Below are 15,364 nucleotides of genomic sequence, written 5' to 3'. Positions count from 1 at the left end.
ATGAAAGGATGAGATTATGAGAAACTCAAAAATTACAGCAATTGTATTATCAGCAATAATAGGTATTGGTGTTGGAACTGGAGGTACTTTAGTTTACGAAAACAACCAAGAAGCAAAACAAATCTCTAAGTTAGAACAAACAACAAAGGCTAATGCAGTGGAAGAGATTGTTAAAGGAAATGTTTTAGCAACTTTATGGCAACAAAATTCTGGAGAGGTAAAGGCTTTAAGATATGAAGCATACAACTCTGGAAAGAGATATGTTGATGAATTAGTGAAAGAACCTACTGCTAAACCATATGCAGTTACCTTAGATATTGATGAAACAATAATAGATAATTCACCTCATGCAGGGTATGAAATAAAGCATAATGAATTATTCTCAAAGGAAAACTTTGGTGAGTGGGTACAAATGGCTGATGCAGCTGCAATAGATGGAGCTAAAGACTTTACTGATTATGCTAAAAGTAAAGGATTTGAAGTTTTCTACGTTTCAAATAGAAGTGAAGAAAAGGAACTTGATGCAACTATAAAAAACATGCAAAAATTAGGTTTTGTAAATTCAGATAAGGATCATATACTTTTAAAAACAGATACAAGTAGTAAAGATGCTAGATGGGATAAGATAAAAGAGAATTATAATCTTGCAATTTATTGTGGAGATAACTTAGGTGACTTCCCTGATGGATATGATAATAAGTCTAATGAACAAAGAAGAGAAATAGTAGATAAAGAAGCTCAATTCTTTGGAACAAAATACATAGTGCTTCCAAATCCAACTTATGGTGATTTTGAAAATGCCGTTTATGGATATGACTTCAAAAAATCTCCAGAACAAAAACTTGAAGATAGATTAAATAGTATAAAGTCATTTAAATAAACTTTAATTAATTTAAAGAAGTTTAATTATACATATTATGAATAAAAAATCTATATTACTAATGTAATATAGATTTTTTTATTATAATATATGTTAACAAAATCCAAGTCTTAAGGCCCTTAAAATTAATTGTAATAATCATAATTCAATTGTTTTTCATAATTTAGAGTTAATAATATTTATATGCTTTATAACTTTTGAAATTAGATATTATTTTTTCTTGATTTATAATATTCTTTTAGTCTTTCTCTTTGCTCTTTAACTATAATTTCATCAATTATATTGCTAAGTTGAAGAACCTCTTGAGTACATCCATATTTCTGATATAAACCTGCTAATAAATCTTTTAACTCATTTGTAAACATTTTATCATACTCTCCCTTTTTAATCTTTAATATCATCTCCTATTAAAACATCATATTTCTTACCTATAAAATTTTAATTACTTAGATAATTTATTAAAATCATTTATATTTAAAGAGAAACCATAACTTAAGATAATAAATCATCCTTTAACTATATTCTAAAATTATTTAACTAATTAGTAAATAATTTTAGAATTACAAAATTCGACCATGAATATTTATTAATTTATTATGAGTTTTTATACTATTTATCCTTTTTTAACCATAACTTATTAATAAAATATTAAATTGCTCTTTTATCTTTTTAATTATATTTCATATTTTACCAATAAAAACCATATTTTTGTCCTATAAAAAATTCTTTATCTCAAAAAGCCACTTGTTTTTGTAAAAAAAATACACTTTTAGTTTAAAATTTTAAAACATTTTCTTTACAATATTAAAATCTATATAAAATTAGTATGAACTTTTAAAAAAATAAATTTTTATATAATTATTCTTATACTAAAATACTATTATAAATTAATAAAAGGCCTATACCAAATCAATTTGGTATAAGCCTTTCTTGCTTAATTTAATCTAACTTAAATATTAATCATTAAAAATTTTGTTTTTCCAAGAATTTATTGTCTTTCTAGCCTGTCCAATAGTTAAATCTAACTCATCAAATACAAATCCATCCTTCTCTTTTAAAATCTCCATAAGATGTCCGATTCTAGGTAATCTTAAGTTAACTTTTCTTATAACTTCTTTTTCAGCGAATACCTCTTTAGGATTTCCTTGTAATATTACTCTTCCTTCTTTCATAACAAAAACATTATCACAATATAAAGGAACAATATCTATATCGTGAGTTGCTATTATTATTGTTATTCCAAGCTCCTTTTGCATTTCTACTAATAATTTCATTATCTCTGAAACGCCCATCGGATCTAAACCTGCCGTTGGTTCATCTAGTATTAAAACTTTTGGCTCCATAACTAGTACCCCTGCAATAGCTACTCTTTTCTTTTGACCAAAGCTTAAACAATGAGTTGGCTTATCTTTTAAGTGTTCTATACCCGTTCTTTTTAATGCATTATCTACTCTTTTTCTTATTTCATCTTCTGGTAGTTTCATATTAACAGCACCAAAGGAAACATCTTGGTAAACACTTGCTGAGAAAAGTTGGTTGTCAGGATCCTGAAAAACAATTCCTATAGATTCTCTAAGCTTCATTATTCCTTTTCTTGAATAATCTATAGGTTTATTGTCAAAAAGTATTCTTCCTGAAGAAGGCTTTAATATACCATTAAAGTTTTGAAACAAAGTTGATTTTCCAACACCATTTCCACCTAATATAGCCGTAACCTCTCCTCTTTTTATATTCATATTTATACCTTTTAGAGCATGAGTTCCATCTGAATAATTATAATTAAGCTCTTCTACTTTTAATATATAGTCTTCCATAAAATCCTCCTACTCTACTTAATAAATATAGCTATTCCTATAAAAATAAGATTAATTATTATAGTTATAATGTAAATGTAATTTCTTTTTTGAACCTGTTCTTCTAGAACTTTAAGTTCTCCATTATATCCTCTGGCTTCTAAGGCAGTATATAAATCATTAGCTCTCTTAAATGAACGTATAAATAGTGTTGATGCAAGAGCACCTAAGGATTTATATGATGTTTTTATATCTCTATATCCAAGTCTTGAATTTTGCGATATAAACATCATTTCTGAAGTTTCTAAAATTATAAATATAAATCTGTACACTAAGCTTATTAACTCAATTAAAAAACTTGGTACTTTAAGCTTAGCTAAAACTGATATTACATCTATCATTGGAGTGGTTAAGGATATAAAGTATAAGCAACTTAAAGATCCCATTACCTTAAGGAACATATTAAGTCCTTGAATAATTCCACTTTTTGAAACTCCAATCCATCCATTAAAAAGTTTAAATGATACTAAAAATGTATCCTGTTTTAATGAATAACTCACAACAATTGTTAGGATACCAATTATTAAAAAAGCTATTGGTACCATCATTAACTTTATAAAAACTCTTATTTTTGTTCTTCCTACTTTTGTTATTAAAAAAGTCATAATACTTATTATAAGCATAGAAACAATAAAATTATTTGCCCAAAGACAAACGCACAAAGTAATTAAGGCAAAAAACATCTTTTCCGCTGGATTAATATTTTTTAACTTAGATGCATAAGCATATTTATCTATGTTTATCATTTACTTCGTCGTTCACTTTCTTTTTGCCTTTTAGATATCCTAATCCAAAGCCAATTACCCCTGCACCTATTGCAGCTTGAAGAGCAAATAATAAACTTTCTATTTCTCCACTAGCTGGTTCAAATAATGGTGAGAACCATGGTTCATAGTTTTCATCAATTTGTGTTATTGCTTCTTCTGCTTGATCATCAGATCCACCAAACTCTCCATTTTTAGCTACAAAGAAAGGTATTATTGTAATAAATACAACTAATAATAGTAATATCACATTAGTTAACACTCTTTTATTTTTCATTATTTTACCCCCTTTGAAAAAATGTTAAGTTCCATTAAATCTTCTTTTGCATAATTTTCTATTGTATTAAAGATTATGACTGTTAATATTCCTTCACTTATAGCTAGAGGAACTTGAGTAACAGCAAATATACCCATGAATTTCATAACTGATGCCATAACTCCTCCAACCTCTGCTGGGAAGGCTAGTCCTAATTGAACTGAAGTAACCATGTAAGTTGCTAAATCTCCAAGAGCAGATGCTAAAAATACACCTAACCATGTTGGTCCATTAAGTTTTTTTACTAATTTATAAAGTCCGTATGATACTAAAGGCCCAACTACAGCCATTGAAAAAGTATTAGCTCCAAGAGTAGTAAGACCACCATGAGCTAAAAGTAATGCTTGGAATAAAAGTACGATAAGTCCTAAAACTGATGCTGCTGTAGGTCCAAATAATATTGCTGCAAGACCAACTCCTGTAGGATGTGAGCAACTACCTGTAACTGATGGAAGCTTTAATGCTGAAAGAACAAAAGCATAAGCTCCTGCCATAGCTAATAAAATCTTTAGTCTTGGATTATTTCCAACCTTATTCTTAATAGAGAATAATCCTAATACTATAAATGGTATAGTTATAACTCCCCATGCTATACACCATTTAGGTTGTAAAAATCCTTCCATGATATGCATAGCTGAAACACTTCTTGGTATTAATAAGAACATTAATAAAAATCCTATAAATACTTGATTCTTTTTTGACATAATAATTCTACTCCTTAAATTATATTTTTATTTTGTATTCCCATTTATCATCTTTTTATTTTAAGATAAAATTTGATTTAACTATTTCCGCATTAAATAAAACAATATGTACTAAAAATATTTCCCTTTATAACACTTAATCTAAATATGAATAACTTTAATTTCTAGTTAAATCAGAACTTTAGTCTTAGAAATAAAAAACCCCTAGACATTGCGTCTAGAGGTTATAAAAATTCTAAAAAAATATAACTTACCAAAGCACAACACCTCCTATTTCCCGTAGGATCTTGATGTTTTAAAAATAGGCAGGTCTTCTGGCTTAAGTATCATCACTTTTTGTGGCCTTCCCAAAATATTATATTCCAGTGGCTTAAAGTACAAAAAGCTCCTCTATTACAGCGGCGGGACCGCGTGGGATTTAAACCCAACTTCCCTTTTAATATATAGTTACAAATGTAACTATTTAACCTATTTCTAAATATTTAATTTTACAATACTTTAACATTATATAGCATATGCATTGCATTTACAATTAAACTCTATAGATTTCTTTAGAAAATATGCTATATATAAGGCTTTCGGTAATTTTTAAACATATACTCTTGTTCATAGATTATTATAAAATATTAATTATTAAGAAACTTATCTGTTTATCATATAAATTTAAGCTTAGAACTTATCTTAAATTAATCTGACTCTAATAATATTTCAAAAAAAATTTTTATTAAGTTATGTTTTAAATTAAAAGGAATCATATTAGATACAAATAATCATTTTAAAATACTAATCTTTAAAATTCTTAGTATTTCAAATTTGATTTTAAGTATCTTTATGATTCCTAAAAAATTATAAATCTAATTTATTCTTATTAAATTATCTTAATTTAGTATTCTATGATTTATAAAACTTATCTCATATTCATCAATAGATCCATCTTTATTTAAATCAAGAGAAGTGTTAGTACTTCCAAAGTTTTTAGATACCATTGCTAAGTCTCCTATATCAATCTTTCCATTGCCATTAAAGTCTCCTGTACTTTCTTCTATTAATAAAGAGTTAAATCTTGCTATTGCACCCTCTAAAGATTCCTTAGATGAATTTATTTCTTCTTCAGTAGCATCTTCCTTGTTAAATACTTCTTCAGCCTTATTAATTTCAACTGTTAATCCATCCTTAGCGCCTTTATGGTATTCACCAACATTAAATCCTTCTACAGCTTCCTCTAGTAAAGATTTACCTTGATTTATTAATTCACCTAAATTTGTCTTATCAACCTCTGGTGTTTCCTTTACTAAAGCTTTTATTGAAGCATCTAAGTCAATTACTATTTGATTTATTTGATCTTGAGTGTAATCAGCTTTATTTTTGTTAGCTTCATTAGCTGCTTCTAAAACTTCACTAAATAAAGCCCATGACTCAGCTGTATATTCTCCTTCAACTAAAGAGTTTCCTAGAGTTAAAACTTTATTGAAATCTTCAAAATCAGTTGCCCTTAAAGCTAATCTTTCTTCTGCTTTATTTAGATTTTCTAAAGCCTTATCTATTTTCTTTTGAGATGAATTAGAATCATCTAAAATATTCCTAGCTTCGTTTAATGCTTCTTTTAAAGTTTCAAAGCTACTTAAAGTGTATTCATCTCCACTTAGATTTATAAGCTCATCATATTTTGCCTTTAAGGAATCATTTACTGGGAATTCAAACTCTTGGTTTAAAGTTATTATTTCATAAATATTTGGTGCAACATCTGTCCATTCAATTTTTATCTCATAGATATTGTTGTAATCACGATTAATAAATTCATTTAAACTATTACTTAATGTTCCTAATTGAATCCATTGATCAGTTACATTTTCACTGCCATCACCAACTCTAGCCATAACCTTAGCATTTGAAATTGAACTTCCACTTTGAACTATTGTAACCTTTCTAACATCTGTTTTTTCTGATAAGCGATAAGTTATACTACCTTCAGAAATTTCACCATTATTGGTATTAGGCTTATATGAAGTTGTTAAATTTCCATCTCTTAAATTACTTGGAGCAAAGCCTCTTTCCTCAATTGGATTTGAAATATAAGTTGGATCATTAACTGTAGGGATATATTCTCCATTGTTTATCATAAGTTCATTTATAACTGTCCAACGATGTCTATATGGTGCAGTAAATAATATTCTTACATATCTAGCCTTTTGATTTAAATTATCTCCTTCAACATAAGCACTATCTATTGGAACTATTCCACCTGATTGGTTTCCATGTTTATATCCATTTTTTAATGGTGTAGAGAACATATCATCTACTCCATTTTCTACTCCATCTCCAATATTAATAGCGTCTGTCCAAGTTTCTCCATCTAAAGATAATTGAATTTTACCATCTCTTACATGGTCAACTTCAGTATCTAATACAACATATTTTAAATTATCCACAAGAATTTCTTGTCCTAAATCATAGACTATAGTATCACCTGTACTAGGTGCACCTAGGAATTTAACTCTTGTTTTTAAATCTCCATCTACAGCTTTTTTAGCTCCATCATCTCCAACATAAGCATCTACTAATGATGGTTCATAAACTTCATTTGAATTAACTTCAAACTTAGTTAAATTAAAATTAACAGCTTCATTACTTGTATTAATTAGCCTTACGTATCTGCCATCTTCTAATGTATTTTTATCTGTTATCTCAGTCCACTCAACACCATTCATAGAGCTTTGAAGTTTTAAGCCTGTGTCATTTGAAATTTCAAGATTAATATTACTTAAATCTTTAATACGATTTAATTTAACCCCAATATATTCTCCATGATTTAAGCTTAAGTCATCTATAGGTATCAACTTAGTTACATCTTCTTTAGCTAAAGATAATAAATCTAATTCTGTATTTGTATATACATTCTCTTTATTTCCCGCACTTTCTAATTCATCACTAACTATTGCAAATTCTGAGAAAGTAAGCCACTTATTGATATTTTCCATATTAGTAAGTCTTATATATTTAGCTGAAATAGGCGTTTCAAAGGATTCTTCTATAACATCTTTTCCTGCTGGAGCACCTGTTTTATCATATTCTTTTATAGTTGTCCAACTTTCATTATCTAATGAATATTCTAGTTTGAACTTATTCCATTTATCAGAGCTTCCTCCTCCATTTTTACCTATTACAAATCTAATTCCATCAAGTTTTATTTCTTTTCCTAAATCTAAACCTATAAATTCTCCTGCTAAAGATGTATCCCCATTAAGAGTTTTATACCATACACCAGTATTATCATCTCCATCTAAAAGATTAGCTTCATTTCCTTCATAAACTTGCCAAGATTCACTTCTTATTAAACTTGGATTAAACTCTACACCTGAGTTTGAATCCTCTTTCTTATTTACATTAATATCTCTAACCCCGAGCCAAGTATTCTCTCTTGCCTCTGTAGCTATTAAACGAACTCCTCTAACCTTTAAATCTAAATTTTCTACTTTTATAGCTCCAGGCATTGTATATTCAACACCCTCTTCTAAATCAATCCATTCTCTTCCGTCAACTGTATATTGAATCTTAGCCTTTTGCATTGTATCGTTAGGATTTGAATTTGCTCCCATTAAGAATTCAACATTATTTAAAGTTATAGGATTACTATATTTAACTCCTACATAAGTTCCAACATCTATTCTATTTGGATTTTTATAAACTAATTCAGTACTAGCATTATTATCAAAAATATTGTCAGGATTTCCTGTTGGGGCATCTTGTCTATTACTTATATAAGTTGCTATTATTCTATTTGGATCAACAATAGAGCCTATAACAACTGATAAGTTTTGACCCATACTCTTTATAAATGGAACGATATGTTGAACTCCAACCTCTGCATACTCAGTATGGTCTACATAATGGAAACCATAAGTTTTTGATTTTTCAAAGGCACTTTGTGCTTCTGAATAATTAGCCCAAGCAGCTTCATCGTCTCCTTCTTCTATTGCAATTGCTGATTTTAAATATCCAATAGCAGCATCCATAGTATCTTCCCAGCAATTTAACCAATAAATTATTTGATCTCTTGTTCTCTCATTTCCTGGATTATTTTTATAATACTCCGCAGCCTTTTGAAGGTTTGTAAATTCTTCTATTAATTCTAAAGCATCTTCTTTAATACTTGCCCCACTATCGTACTTTTGCTTAAAGGCCTCTAATTTTGGTGCTAATTCAACAGACTCTTGTAGAGGTCTAACCCTTCCGTCCATATTTTGATTTATCATATGCTTGCTTATTTCTCTTAAAGCAAGTGAAGAATTTGTTTCCTCAGCAGTTCCATGATCCATATACTTAAATGAATCATTCCAGTTTTCATCGGCTTCTTCTTTATTGTCCCATATATTCCAAGCATAATCTGCTATAGCGAATAAAGCTGACTTATTAGCTTCTGCTTGTTGCATTGGGTTTAAAACTATACCATCTATCTTACTTGGATCAACTCCTGGATGTAAGAATGTATCATTTCCTCCCATTATTAAATGTTGTTTAGAGTTATCTGAACAAGGCCAGTTAATCCAGAAGAATGGAGCTCTTCCTGGGTGACCCTCAGTAGAAATATTATTCATGAAATTATTTGCAAAATTTTCATCTACTTCTCCCCAAATTCTACCTCCAGTCATAACTATACTTACATTATCTTCAGCTTTATTTAACTCTTTTAATTGTGCAGAACTTCCATTTCCATAGTAATCTGATGGACAGAACATTAAATCGGTTTTTAAATCTGGATAAGTTGATTGTTGTTCTTCTAACCATCTTGTTAAATCTGTAAGAAGCTTAACATACATACTAGCACCTTGAGCCGGTGCTGAAGCATCATCAGCTAAAATAGCAAACTGTCTAACATCATTCTCTAAAAGTTGAGTAAACTTTGCCTTTATTACTCCTAAATCATTTTGATAATTTTCTTCAGTATCAAACCTAACTGGATTATTCATAAATGGATGTAAGGCATATACATATCTATTTTTAGTCTCATTCCCCATCTGAGCTAACTTCTTAATTTCAGATAATTTTTCTTCTGGATATAAATCTCTCCACTTGCTATTATGATAAGGATCATCTTTAGGTGCGAATACATATTGATTTAGTTTGTAATCCCCACCAAATTTCATAAGTTCTGCCCTATCTTCATTAGACCAAGGATTCCCATAATATCCTTCTATAAATCCCCTATGAGCAACTTCTGCATAGTCATCAGCTCTGAAATTCTTAATTTCATTTCCCTCTTCTAACTGATTAAATACATGTTTTAAAGTAGTAACTCCATAGAAAGCACTATCTGTATCCTCCGCAATTACTCCAATTACTCCATCCTTAACACTTACTATATTGGCATCCATTTTTTCATCAAAAAAACTCTCATCATGAGGAATATTTTTATTGAAATAATTATCAACAACTCCTCCTGATTCATTAATACCTACTAAAAAATTTGTCTTTCCTGGCACTATTTCATTTGAGACAGTGGCTTCTAAATTACTAGCTTCTAAAACTTCATCAACCCGCTTTTTAGTGTAAGTATCAATTCCATCATCATATACAATATTTATTTCATCACTTATTTGAAATTCTCCGCCACTATAACTTATTTCTTGTGGCTTTGGATATATTTCATAAAAGTTTTCTGTAATACCATCTGTTGCAAAAACAACTAAATTTGATGGTAAAACACTAATTGTCATAGCTGCCAATACTGTAGATGTAATAATCTTTCTAATGTTCTTATTCATAAACCTTCCCCCATAAAGTCATTTTCATATTATAACTAAATTGTAATTGTTTCCCAACAAATAGTACATGTATTTTATTTACTTCTTATGTTAATAAACCAATTTTTTAATAAAAGTAATTAGTATCTTTATTTTTTCTTTAGAAAGATTTTAGGTAAATTTAATGTCTTTGTAACTCACATGTCATCCACTTAAACTATTTAATTGTTAAAATTTTGTGTATAATCATATTATAGGAAAGATTACAACAGGGGGGATTAAATTGAAAAAAGGAAATGTACGTACTTTAGATGGAATCATTTACTCCTTATTTATTTTTATGACTATAGTTACACTCTTCATAATATATAGGGATATTCCAAGCAATGCAGTTCTTAATTTTGTTACAGCTTACGCCATATTTGCAATACTTATTCCTTTATACATATTAGTAAGAGTCCTATTTACAGTTAAACATTTTACTTTTGAAGAGGTAAAAAAAGAAGGAGTTAAATTCTTAATGTTTTTTATAGGAATCATGATGCTTAATTTAGTTGGTGATTTTTTATTACCATTGCCAGACTTAAAATTAAGTAAAATGTTACCTTCCTCATTAGGCTTTGCTTTTGGAATAACTTGTTTTGATATAGTTTTATCTAAAAGAACAAAGTAAAATAGGTCACAGCTTTATTACTGTGACCTATTTTTTATTAAATTAACTTTAATTAATATAAAACTAAACTTTTTATTTAACTTTAAATAAAAAACCTTGTATCTCTTATAAACTATAGATATTACTAATATACTAGCTCTCTTACAAACTTATTTTAAGTTCTTAATTATTTAATAAGATACAATTTTAATCATTAAGAATTGCACTAGTAGTCTTGATTTTCTTTTCAACAGCTTCACTAAACATTTCTTTAATTACCTCTGTATATAATAAATCTAATAAAAATATTTGTGGTATTTTTGATGATATTGATCCTGTCTCAAAGATTGTCTCAGCTGATGTATATGTCAATTCATAATCAGATAACTTTCTTAATGGATTATCACTATCTTCTGTTAAAGTTATTATCTTTGTACCATTTTCTTTAGCTTGTTTTACAGTTTTTATTACTTCTTTAGTAGTACCTGAGTTTGAAATAGCAACTATTACATCATCATCATTTGTTATAGATGACATAATAACCATCGTATGGCTATCAGTTACTGGTACTGTTGTAAATCCAATTCTCATGAATTTATAGTTTATATCTGTGGCAGCTATTCCTGAATAACCTATACCTATGAAATAAACTCTCTTAGCATTCATTATTAAATCTCTGCATTTGCACATTAAATCTAAATCAATCTGCTTAACTGTTTGCTCTAATATATTAATAGATGATTTTAACATCTTATTTGCAGTTTCTGTTACACTCTCATCCCTATGAACATGCAAGTTTATAATACTTGTATTTTTTTTGTTTGAAATCTCTTTTGCTAAAGTAACTTTAAAGTCTTGGAATCCATTAAACCCCAACTTCTTAGTAAACCTTGTTATGGTAGCTTCTCCTACTCCTGATTCCTTAGCTATTATAGATATTGATTTGTATATAATATTGTCTAAATCTGACTTTATATATTCAATTAATGTCTTTTCTGACTTAGTTGCTTTAAATTTTGGATTTTCTAATTGTTCTAATATTCCCATAAAGTACCTCTTACTGTTTTAATATTTTGACTCAATTCTATGGTTATATTAAATACTTATAAATAATTTAAAACACTCTAAAACTAAGTCAAATATAATATTTTAAGTATATCATTCTTGTCATATAAGCTCCATAATTTATATAAATTATATTATTGTCCTTTATTTCAAGTAAAATTACAAAAGATAACTACTTATTAAAATTCTCTTTAAAGTTATAATAAGCGCCCTTCATTCCTGCAGTATTTTTAAGCTTTGCAAAGGCTATTTTAGTGTTATTATAAACTGATTCTATTAAGTATTTTCTTAAGCTATTTTCTATTAAAGGTCTAAACACCTCTTCTCTAGCCATTATTCCTCCACCTAAAACTACCACTTCAGGATTTATTAAATAAACAATATTTGAAATTCCTAAAGCTAGATTATCAGCTAATTTTTCAACTTCCTCCTTGCATATTAAATCACCATTTTCATAGTTATCTAATACATATCTTCCATCTATACTACTAGGTTCAACGCCTTTTCTAAGTGCTACATTTTTAACTAAAGCACTTGCTGATGCAATATCTTGAATATTCTCTCCATTAACCATCATATATCCAATTTCTCCAGCTGAATTGCTAAAACCATGTAGTACTTTACCATCTATTATTAAAGCTCCTCCAATACCTGTTCCTATAGTCAAACAAGCCATTGAATGAGTTCCTTTACCAGCACCCCCAAAGAATTCTCCTAAAGCTGCACAGTTTACGTCATTTTCAACGAAACAAGGCAAATTAAACTCTTCTTCTAATATTTTCTTAACTTCAACACCAGTATAATTAGGTATTGTTGGACCAGCATAAACTATTTTACCTTCTTTAGGACATACCATTCCTGCTGTTGATACACATATTCCACTTATGTCATTATTAATCTTAATCTCATGAATTATATCTTTAACTTTATCTATTATACTAAGTCCACCTTTATACGCTTCAGTGTCTCTATCATTAGTCTCTAATAATGTTCCATCTTCATTTATAACTCCGTATTTTATACTAGTTCCGCCTATATCTATAACTGCAAATAAACCCATACATATCACCTCTAATAAAATTATTATTCTCTAAGTCTATTATAAACAATAAAGGTTGCATCAAAAATAACTTAAAATAAAAATTACAAACCTAAATAATTCTAGCTCCTCGGTTTATTACTTTAAGCTTTGATACAACCTCATAAAATAAAATACTATAAAATTACTTTATAAATAGCTTTCTTTACATCTGAAGGCTCATTATCAGCCTTTAAACAAGTCATGTGTATATCTTCTGGATAACAGATAAGGAAATCTCCTTCTTCTAAAACAACTGTAGAATTTTCTTTGCCATCAAAAGATAAGAAATCATCTTTTTCAACAAACTCTTTAAACTCTAAATTTTCTTTAAAGTTAAGATCTATTCTTTCTCTTCCACTAAAAACCACATGAACATCTATATATTTTTTATGACCTTCCCAAAAACGATCTTCCTTATTTTTTGTAGTGTAATTAACTCTATTAAAGAACAACTCTTCGCCTTTTATTTCATGAGTACCTGGTTCAAACTCTATTACATTATTATTTTTTGCATGTAGTAAAGCTTCCTTAACAAGTTTTGGTAGATAATCATAACTTTCTAAGTTTATTAAATTGCCGAATATCATTTCATTCACCTCTAAAACATTCAATTTTAAAGTAGTGCTGATCTTCAGATAATTTTAAATCTATCTAAAAATCAACACTTACTCTAATTAAACATTATTTTTTATTTATATTAACTATTAGCTATTTCACTTTCATTGTAGTAAACTGTTGCTTCATTTAAAGTTTTCTTATCAACTAATTGAGATTGAGTCATTAGTGAAACTATCATTCCAACTATAACTGAAACACCTATTGATATGATTGAGTATGACCAGATACTTACATCGAATCCGCCATATTTACATACTACAACAGCTATTGCTGATGCTATAAATCCAGCATATGCACCTGCTTTTGTAGCTTTTTTGAAGAATATTCCTAATACGAAGATTCCTGCTAAAACTCCAAGAACAAGTCCCATAAATCCGTTAAACCATTCGTAAGCTGAGTTTACTCCACCATTTGCAAGGATTACTGCCATAATTATTGAAGCTATACCAACACCTAATGATATATATTGAGCAACTTTTGTTTGCTTTTCCATTGACATATCTTTTGTTATAAAGTTTTGGATATCTAAAGTCCAGCTTGTTGCAACTGAGTTTAATCCAGTTGAAAGTGTTGATTGAGCTGCTGCATATATAGCTGCTAAAACTATACCTGTTATACCAACTGGTAATTGGAATGCTATATATGATGCAAAAATTTGGTCTTGTTGAGCAGTTTGTAATAACTGTGGATTTTGATTATAGAAAACATATAAAGCTGTTCCTATTAAATAGAATACAGTTGCTACAAATAATGATAATACTAAGTTACCATAAGTCATTTTCTTTAATTGTTTTATATCTGTAGTAGTAGTAAACCTTTGCACTATATCCTGACTTGAGATATATGATGAGAAAGTATTTAATCCTCCCCCAACTATTAATAGGAATACACTTGTTTTAAATATATTTGCATTGAATATTGGCTCTTGTGAAGATAGGAATTTTCCTCCTTCAGTTAATTCATGCATAATAGCTCCAAATCCACCATTGATTGTTGAAATTAAGAATATTAATGAAAAAACGATACCTGCTATAAGTACACAACCTTGAATGAAGTCTGTCCATAAAACTGACTTTAATCCACCTGTGTATGAGTAAATTATTGCTATTACGCCCATTGCTACTATAAGTAAATAAACATTTATTCCTGTAAGATTTGCTAATACCATTGATGGTAAATACATTATGATTGCCATACGTCCTATTTGATAAATAATGAACATTATAGCTCCAAGAATTCTAAGCCCTTTATCTTTATATCTTATTTCTAGATATTCGTAAGCTGTATCTATATCTAGTCTACTATAAACTGGTAAGAAATATCTTATTGTAAGAGGTACTGCTACAAACATACCAAGTTGAGCAAACCACATTATCCAAGTTCCCTTATAAGAGTTACCAGCTAGTGATAAGAATGAAATTGGACTTAATAAAGTTGCAAATATAGAAACTGAAGTAACCCACCAAGGGATAGTTCCGTCACCTCTGAAGAACTCTTTACCTTTCATTTCCTTCTTAGAGAACTTTAACCCTGCGTAAAGAACAGCTCCTAAGTAAACAACTAGTACAACTAAATCAAACTTCGTAAACCCTTGCATACCAATTCTCCCCTCTTTAATTTTTTATGTAGGCTAACTTTTTTAAGTTAGCCTACTATTTCATTTCTCTTAAAAACTCACTATACTTTAAAA

The 15,364-nt window shown here is 28.7% G+C and carries 12 protein-coding genes and 1 riboswitch; of the genes, 2 read left to right on the top strand and 10 right to left on the bottom strand.

The features are described 5' to 3' along the window. The first annotated feature begins 16 nt into the window (after positions 1–16). Positions 17–880 carry a 5'-nucleotidase, lipoprotein e(P4) family gene (locus CPF_RS00965; protein ID WP_003457483.1) on the top strand — a complete coding sequence of 288 codons (864 nt, stop codon included), beginning with the start codon at positions 17–19 and terminating at the stop codon, positions 878–880. Between the two features lie 203 nt (positions 881–1,083). Here the strand turns inward: CPF_RS00965 and CPF_RS00960 are convergent, their stop codons facing one another. The 6 genes from CPF_RS00960 to nagH all read right to left on the bottom strand — a co-directional run bounded on the left by CPF_RS00960 (position 1,084) and on the right by nagH (position 10,279). Then, complete coding sequence (locus CPF_RS00960; protein WP_003457595.1) at positions 1,084–1,281, bottom strand: hypothetical protein; 198 nt, start codon at positions 1,279–1,281, stop codon at positions 1,084–1,086. A 555-nt stretch (positions 1,282–1,836) separates the two neighbouring features. Beyond that, the gene (locus tag CPF_RS00955; protein ID WP_003457507.1) at positions 1,837–2,694 is read right to left on the bottom strand and encodes an ATP-binding cassette domain-containing protein; all 858 of its coding nucleotides are present in this window, start codon (positions 2,692–2,694) and stop codon (positions 1,837–1,839) included. Positions 2,695–2,708: 14 nt separating this feature from the next. Beyond that, positions 2,709–3,479 (bottom strand): cobalt ECF transporter T component CbiQ, encoded by a 771-nt coding sequence (gene cbiQ / locus CPF_RS00950; RefSeq protein ID WP_003457600.1) that lies wholly within the window; start codon positions 3,477–3,479, stop codon positions 2,709–2,711. After that, complete coding sequence (locus tag CPF_RS00945; RefSeq protein WP_003452599.1) at positions 3,463–3,774, bottom strand: energy-coupling factor ABC transporter substrate-binding protein; 312 nt, start codon at positions 3,772–3,774, stop codon at positions 3,463–3,465. The genes cbiQ and CPF_RS00945 overlap by 17 nt, the downstream gene beginning before the upstream one ends. Further along, a complete protein-coding gene (locus CPF_RS00940) occupies positions 3,774–4,517 on the bottom strand; it encodes an energy-coupling factor ABC transporter permease (RefSeq protein WP_003457455.1) in 744 nt (247 codons plus the stop codon). Before CPF_RS00940 ends, CPF_RS00945 begins: the two co-directional genes overlap by 1 nt. A gap of 286 nt (positions 4,518–4,803) precedes the next feature. After that, positions 4,804–5,004: riboswitch (cobalamin riboswitch) on the bottom strand. 391 nt (positions 5,005–5,395) lie between these two features. Continuing rightward, positions 5,396–10,279 (bottom strand): hyaluronoglucosaminidase, encoded by a 4,884-nt coding sequence (gene nagH / locus CPF_RS00935; RefSeq protein WP_011590096.1) that lies wholly within the window; start codon positions 10,277–10,279, stop codon positions 5,396–5,398. Positions 10,280–10,541: 262 nt separating this feature from the next. On the opposite strand from nagH, the gene CPF_RS00930 reads away from it, so the two are divergent. Continuing rightward, the gene (locus tag CPF_RS00930) at positions 10,542–10,931 is read left to right on the top strand and encodes a hypothetical protein (RefSeq protein ID WP_003479965.1); all 390 of its coding nucleotides are present in this window, start codon (positions 10,542–10,544) and stop codon (positions 10,929–10,931) included. A gap of 186 nt (positions 10,932–11,117) precedes the next feature. Here the strand turns inward: CPF_RS00930 and CPF_RS00925 are convergent, their stop codons facing one another. From CPF_RS00925 to CPF_RS00910, 4 genes are all read right to left on the bottom strand, one after another. Then, entirely contained in the window at positions 11,118–11,957 is an 840-nt protein-coding gene (locus CPF_RS00925) for a MurR/RpiR family transcriptional regulator (RefSeq protein WP_003457572.1), read from the bottom strand. Between the two features lie 190 nt (positions 11,958–12,147). Further along, the gene (locus CPF_RS00920; protein WP_003457583.1) at positions 12,148–13,035 is read right to left on the bottom strand and encodes an ROK family protein; all 888 of its coding nucleotides are present in this window, start codon (positions 13,033–13,035) and stop codon (positions 12,148–12,150) included. 155 nt (positions 13,036–13,190) lie between these two features. Then, positions 13,191–13,643 carry a YhcH/YjgK/YiaL family protein gene (locus CPF_RS00915; RefSeq protein ID WP_003457506.1) on the bottom strand — a complete coding sequence of 151 codons (453 nt, stop codon included), beginning with the start codon at positions 13,641–13,643 and terminating at the stop codon, positions 13,191–13,193. A 110-nt stretch (positions 13,644–13,753) separates the two neighbouring features. Then, positions 13,754–15,271 (bottom strand): sodium:solute symporter, encoded by a 1,518-nt coding sequence (locus CPF_RS00910; protein WP_003457485.1) that lies wholly within the window; start codon positions 15,269–15,271, stop codon positions 13,754–13,756. Between the last annotated feature and the right edge of the window lie 93 nt (positions 15,272–15,364).

It is taken from the genome of Clostridium perfringens ATCC 13124, assembly GCF_000013285.1.
In the GTDB taxonomy this organism is placed as follows: Bacteria; Bacillota; Clostridia; order Clostridiales; family Clostridiaceae; genus Sarcina; species Sarcina perfringens.
This window is presented reverse-complemented; position numbering and strand designations above follow the sequence as displayed.

Excerpts from the sequence above, each read along its gene's own strand:
- cbiQ (WP_003457600.1), bottom strand. The coding sequence starts at position 3,479 with ATGATAAACATAGATAAATATGCTTATGCATCTAAGTTAAAAAATATT.
- CPF_RS00915 (WP_003457506.1), bottom strand. The coding sequence starts at position 13,643 with ATGATATTCGGCAATTTAATAAACTTAGAAAGTTATGATTATCTACCA.
- CPF_RS00945 (WP_003452599.1), bottom strand. The coding sequence starts at position 3,774 with ATGAAAAATAAAAGAGTGTTAACTAATGTGATATTACTATTATTAGTT.
- CPF_RS00965 (WP_003457483.1), top strand. The coding sequence starts at position 17 with ATGAGAAACTCAAAAATTACAGCAATTGTATTATCAGCAATAATAGGT.
- CPF_RS00910 (WP_003457485.1), bottom strand. The coding sequence starts at position 15,271 with ATGCAAGGGTTTACGAAGTTTGATTTAGTTGTACTAGTTGTTTACTTA.
- CPF_RS00940 (WP_003457455.1), bottom strand. The coding sequence starts at position 4,517 with ATGTCAAAAAAGAATCAAGTATTTATAGGATTTTTATTAATGTTCTTA.
- CPF_RS00920 (WP_003457583.1), bottom strand. The coding sequence starts at position 13,035 with ATGGGTTTATTTGCAGTTATAGATATAGGCGGAACTAGTATAAAATAC.
- CPF_RS00955 (WP_003457507.1), bottom strand. The coding sequence starts at position 2,694 with ATGGAAGACTATATATTAAAAGTAGAAGAGCTTAATTATAATTATTCA.
- nagH (WP_011590096.1), bottom strand. The coding sequence starts at position 10,279 with ATGAATAAGAACATTAGAAAGATTATTACATCTACAGTATTGGCAGCT.
- CPF_RS00960 (WP_003457595.1), bottom strand. The coding sequence starts at position 1,281 with ATGATATTAAAGATTAAAAAGGGAGAGTATGATAAAATGTTTACAAAT.
- CPF_RS00925 (WP_003457572.1), bottom strand. The coding sequence starts at position 11,957 with ATGGGAATATTAGAACAATTAGAAAATCCAAAATTTAAAGCAACTAAG.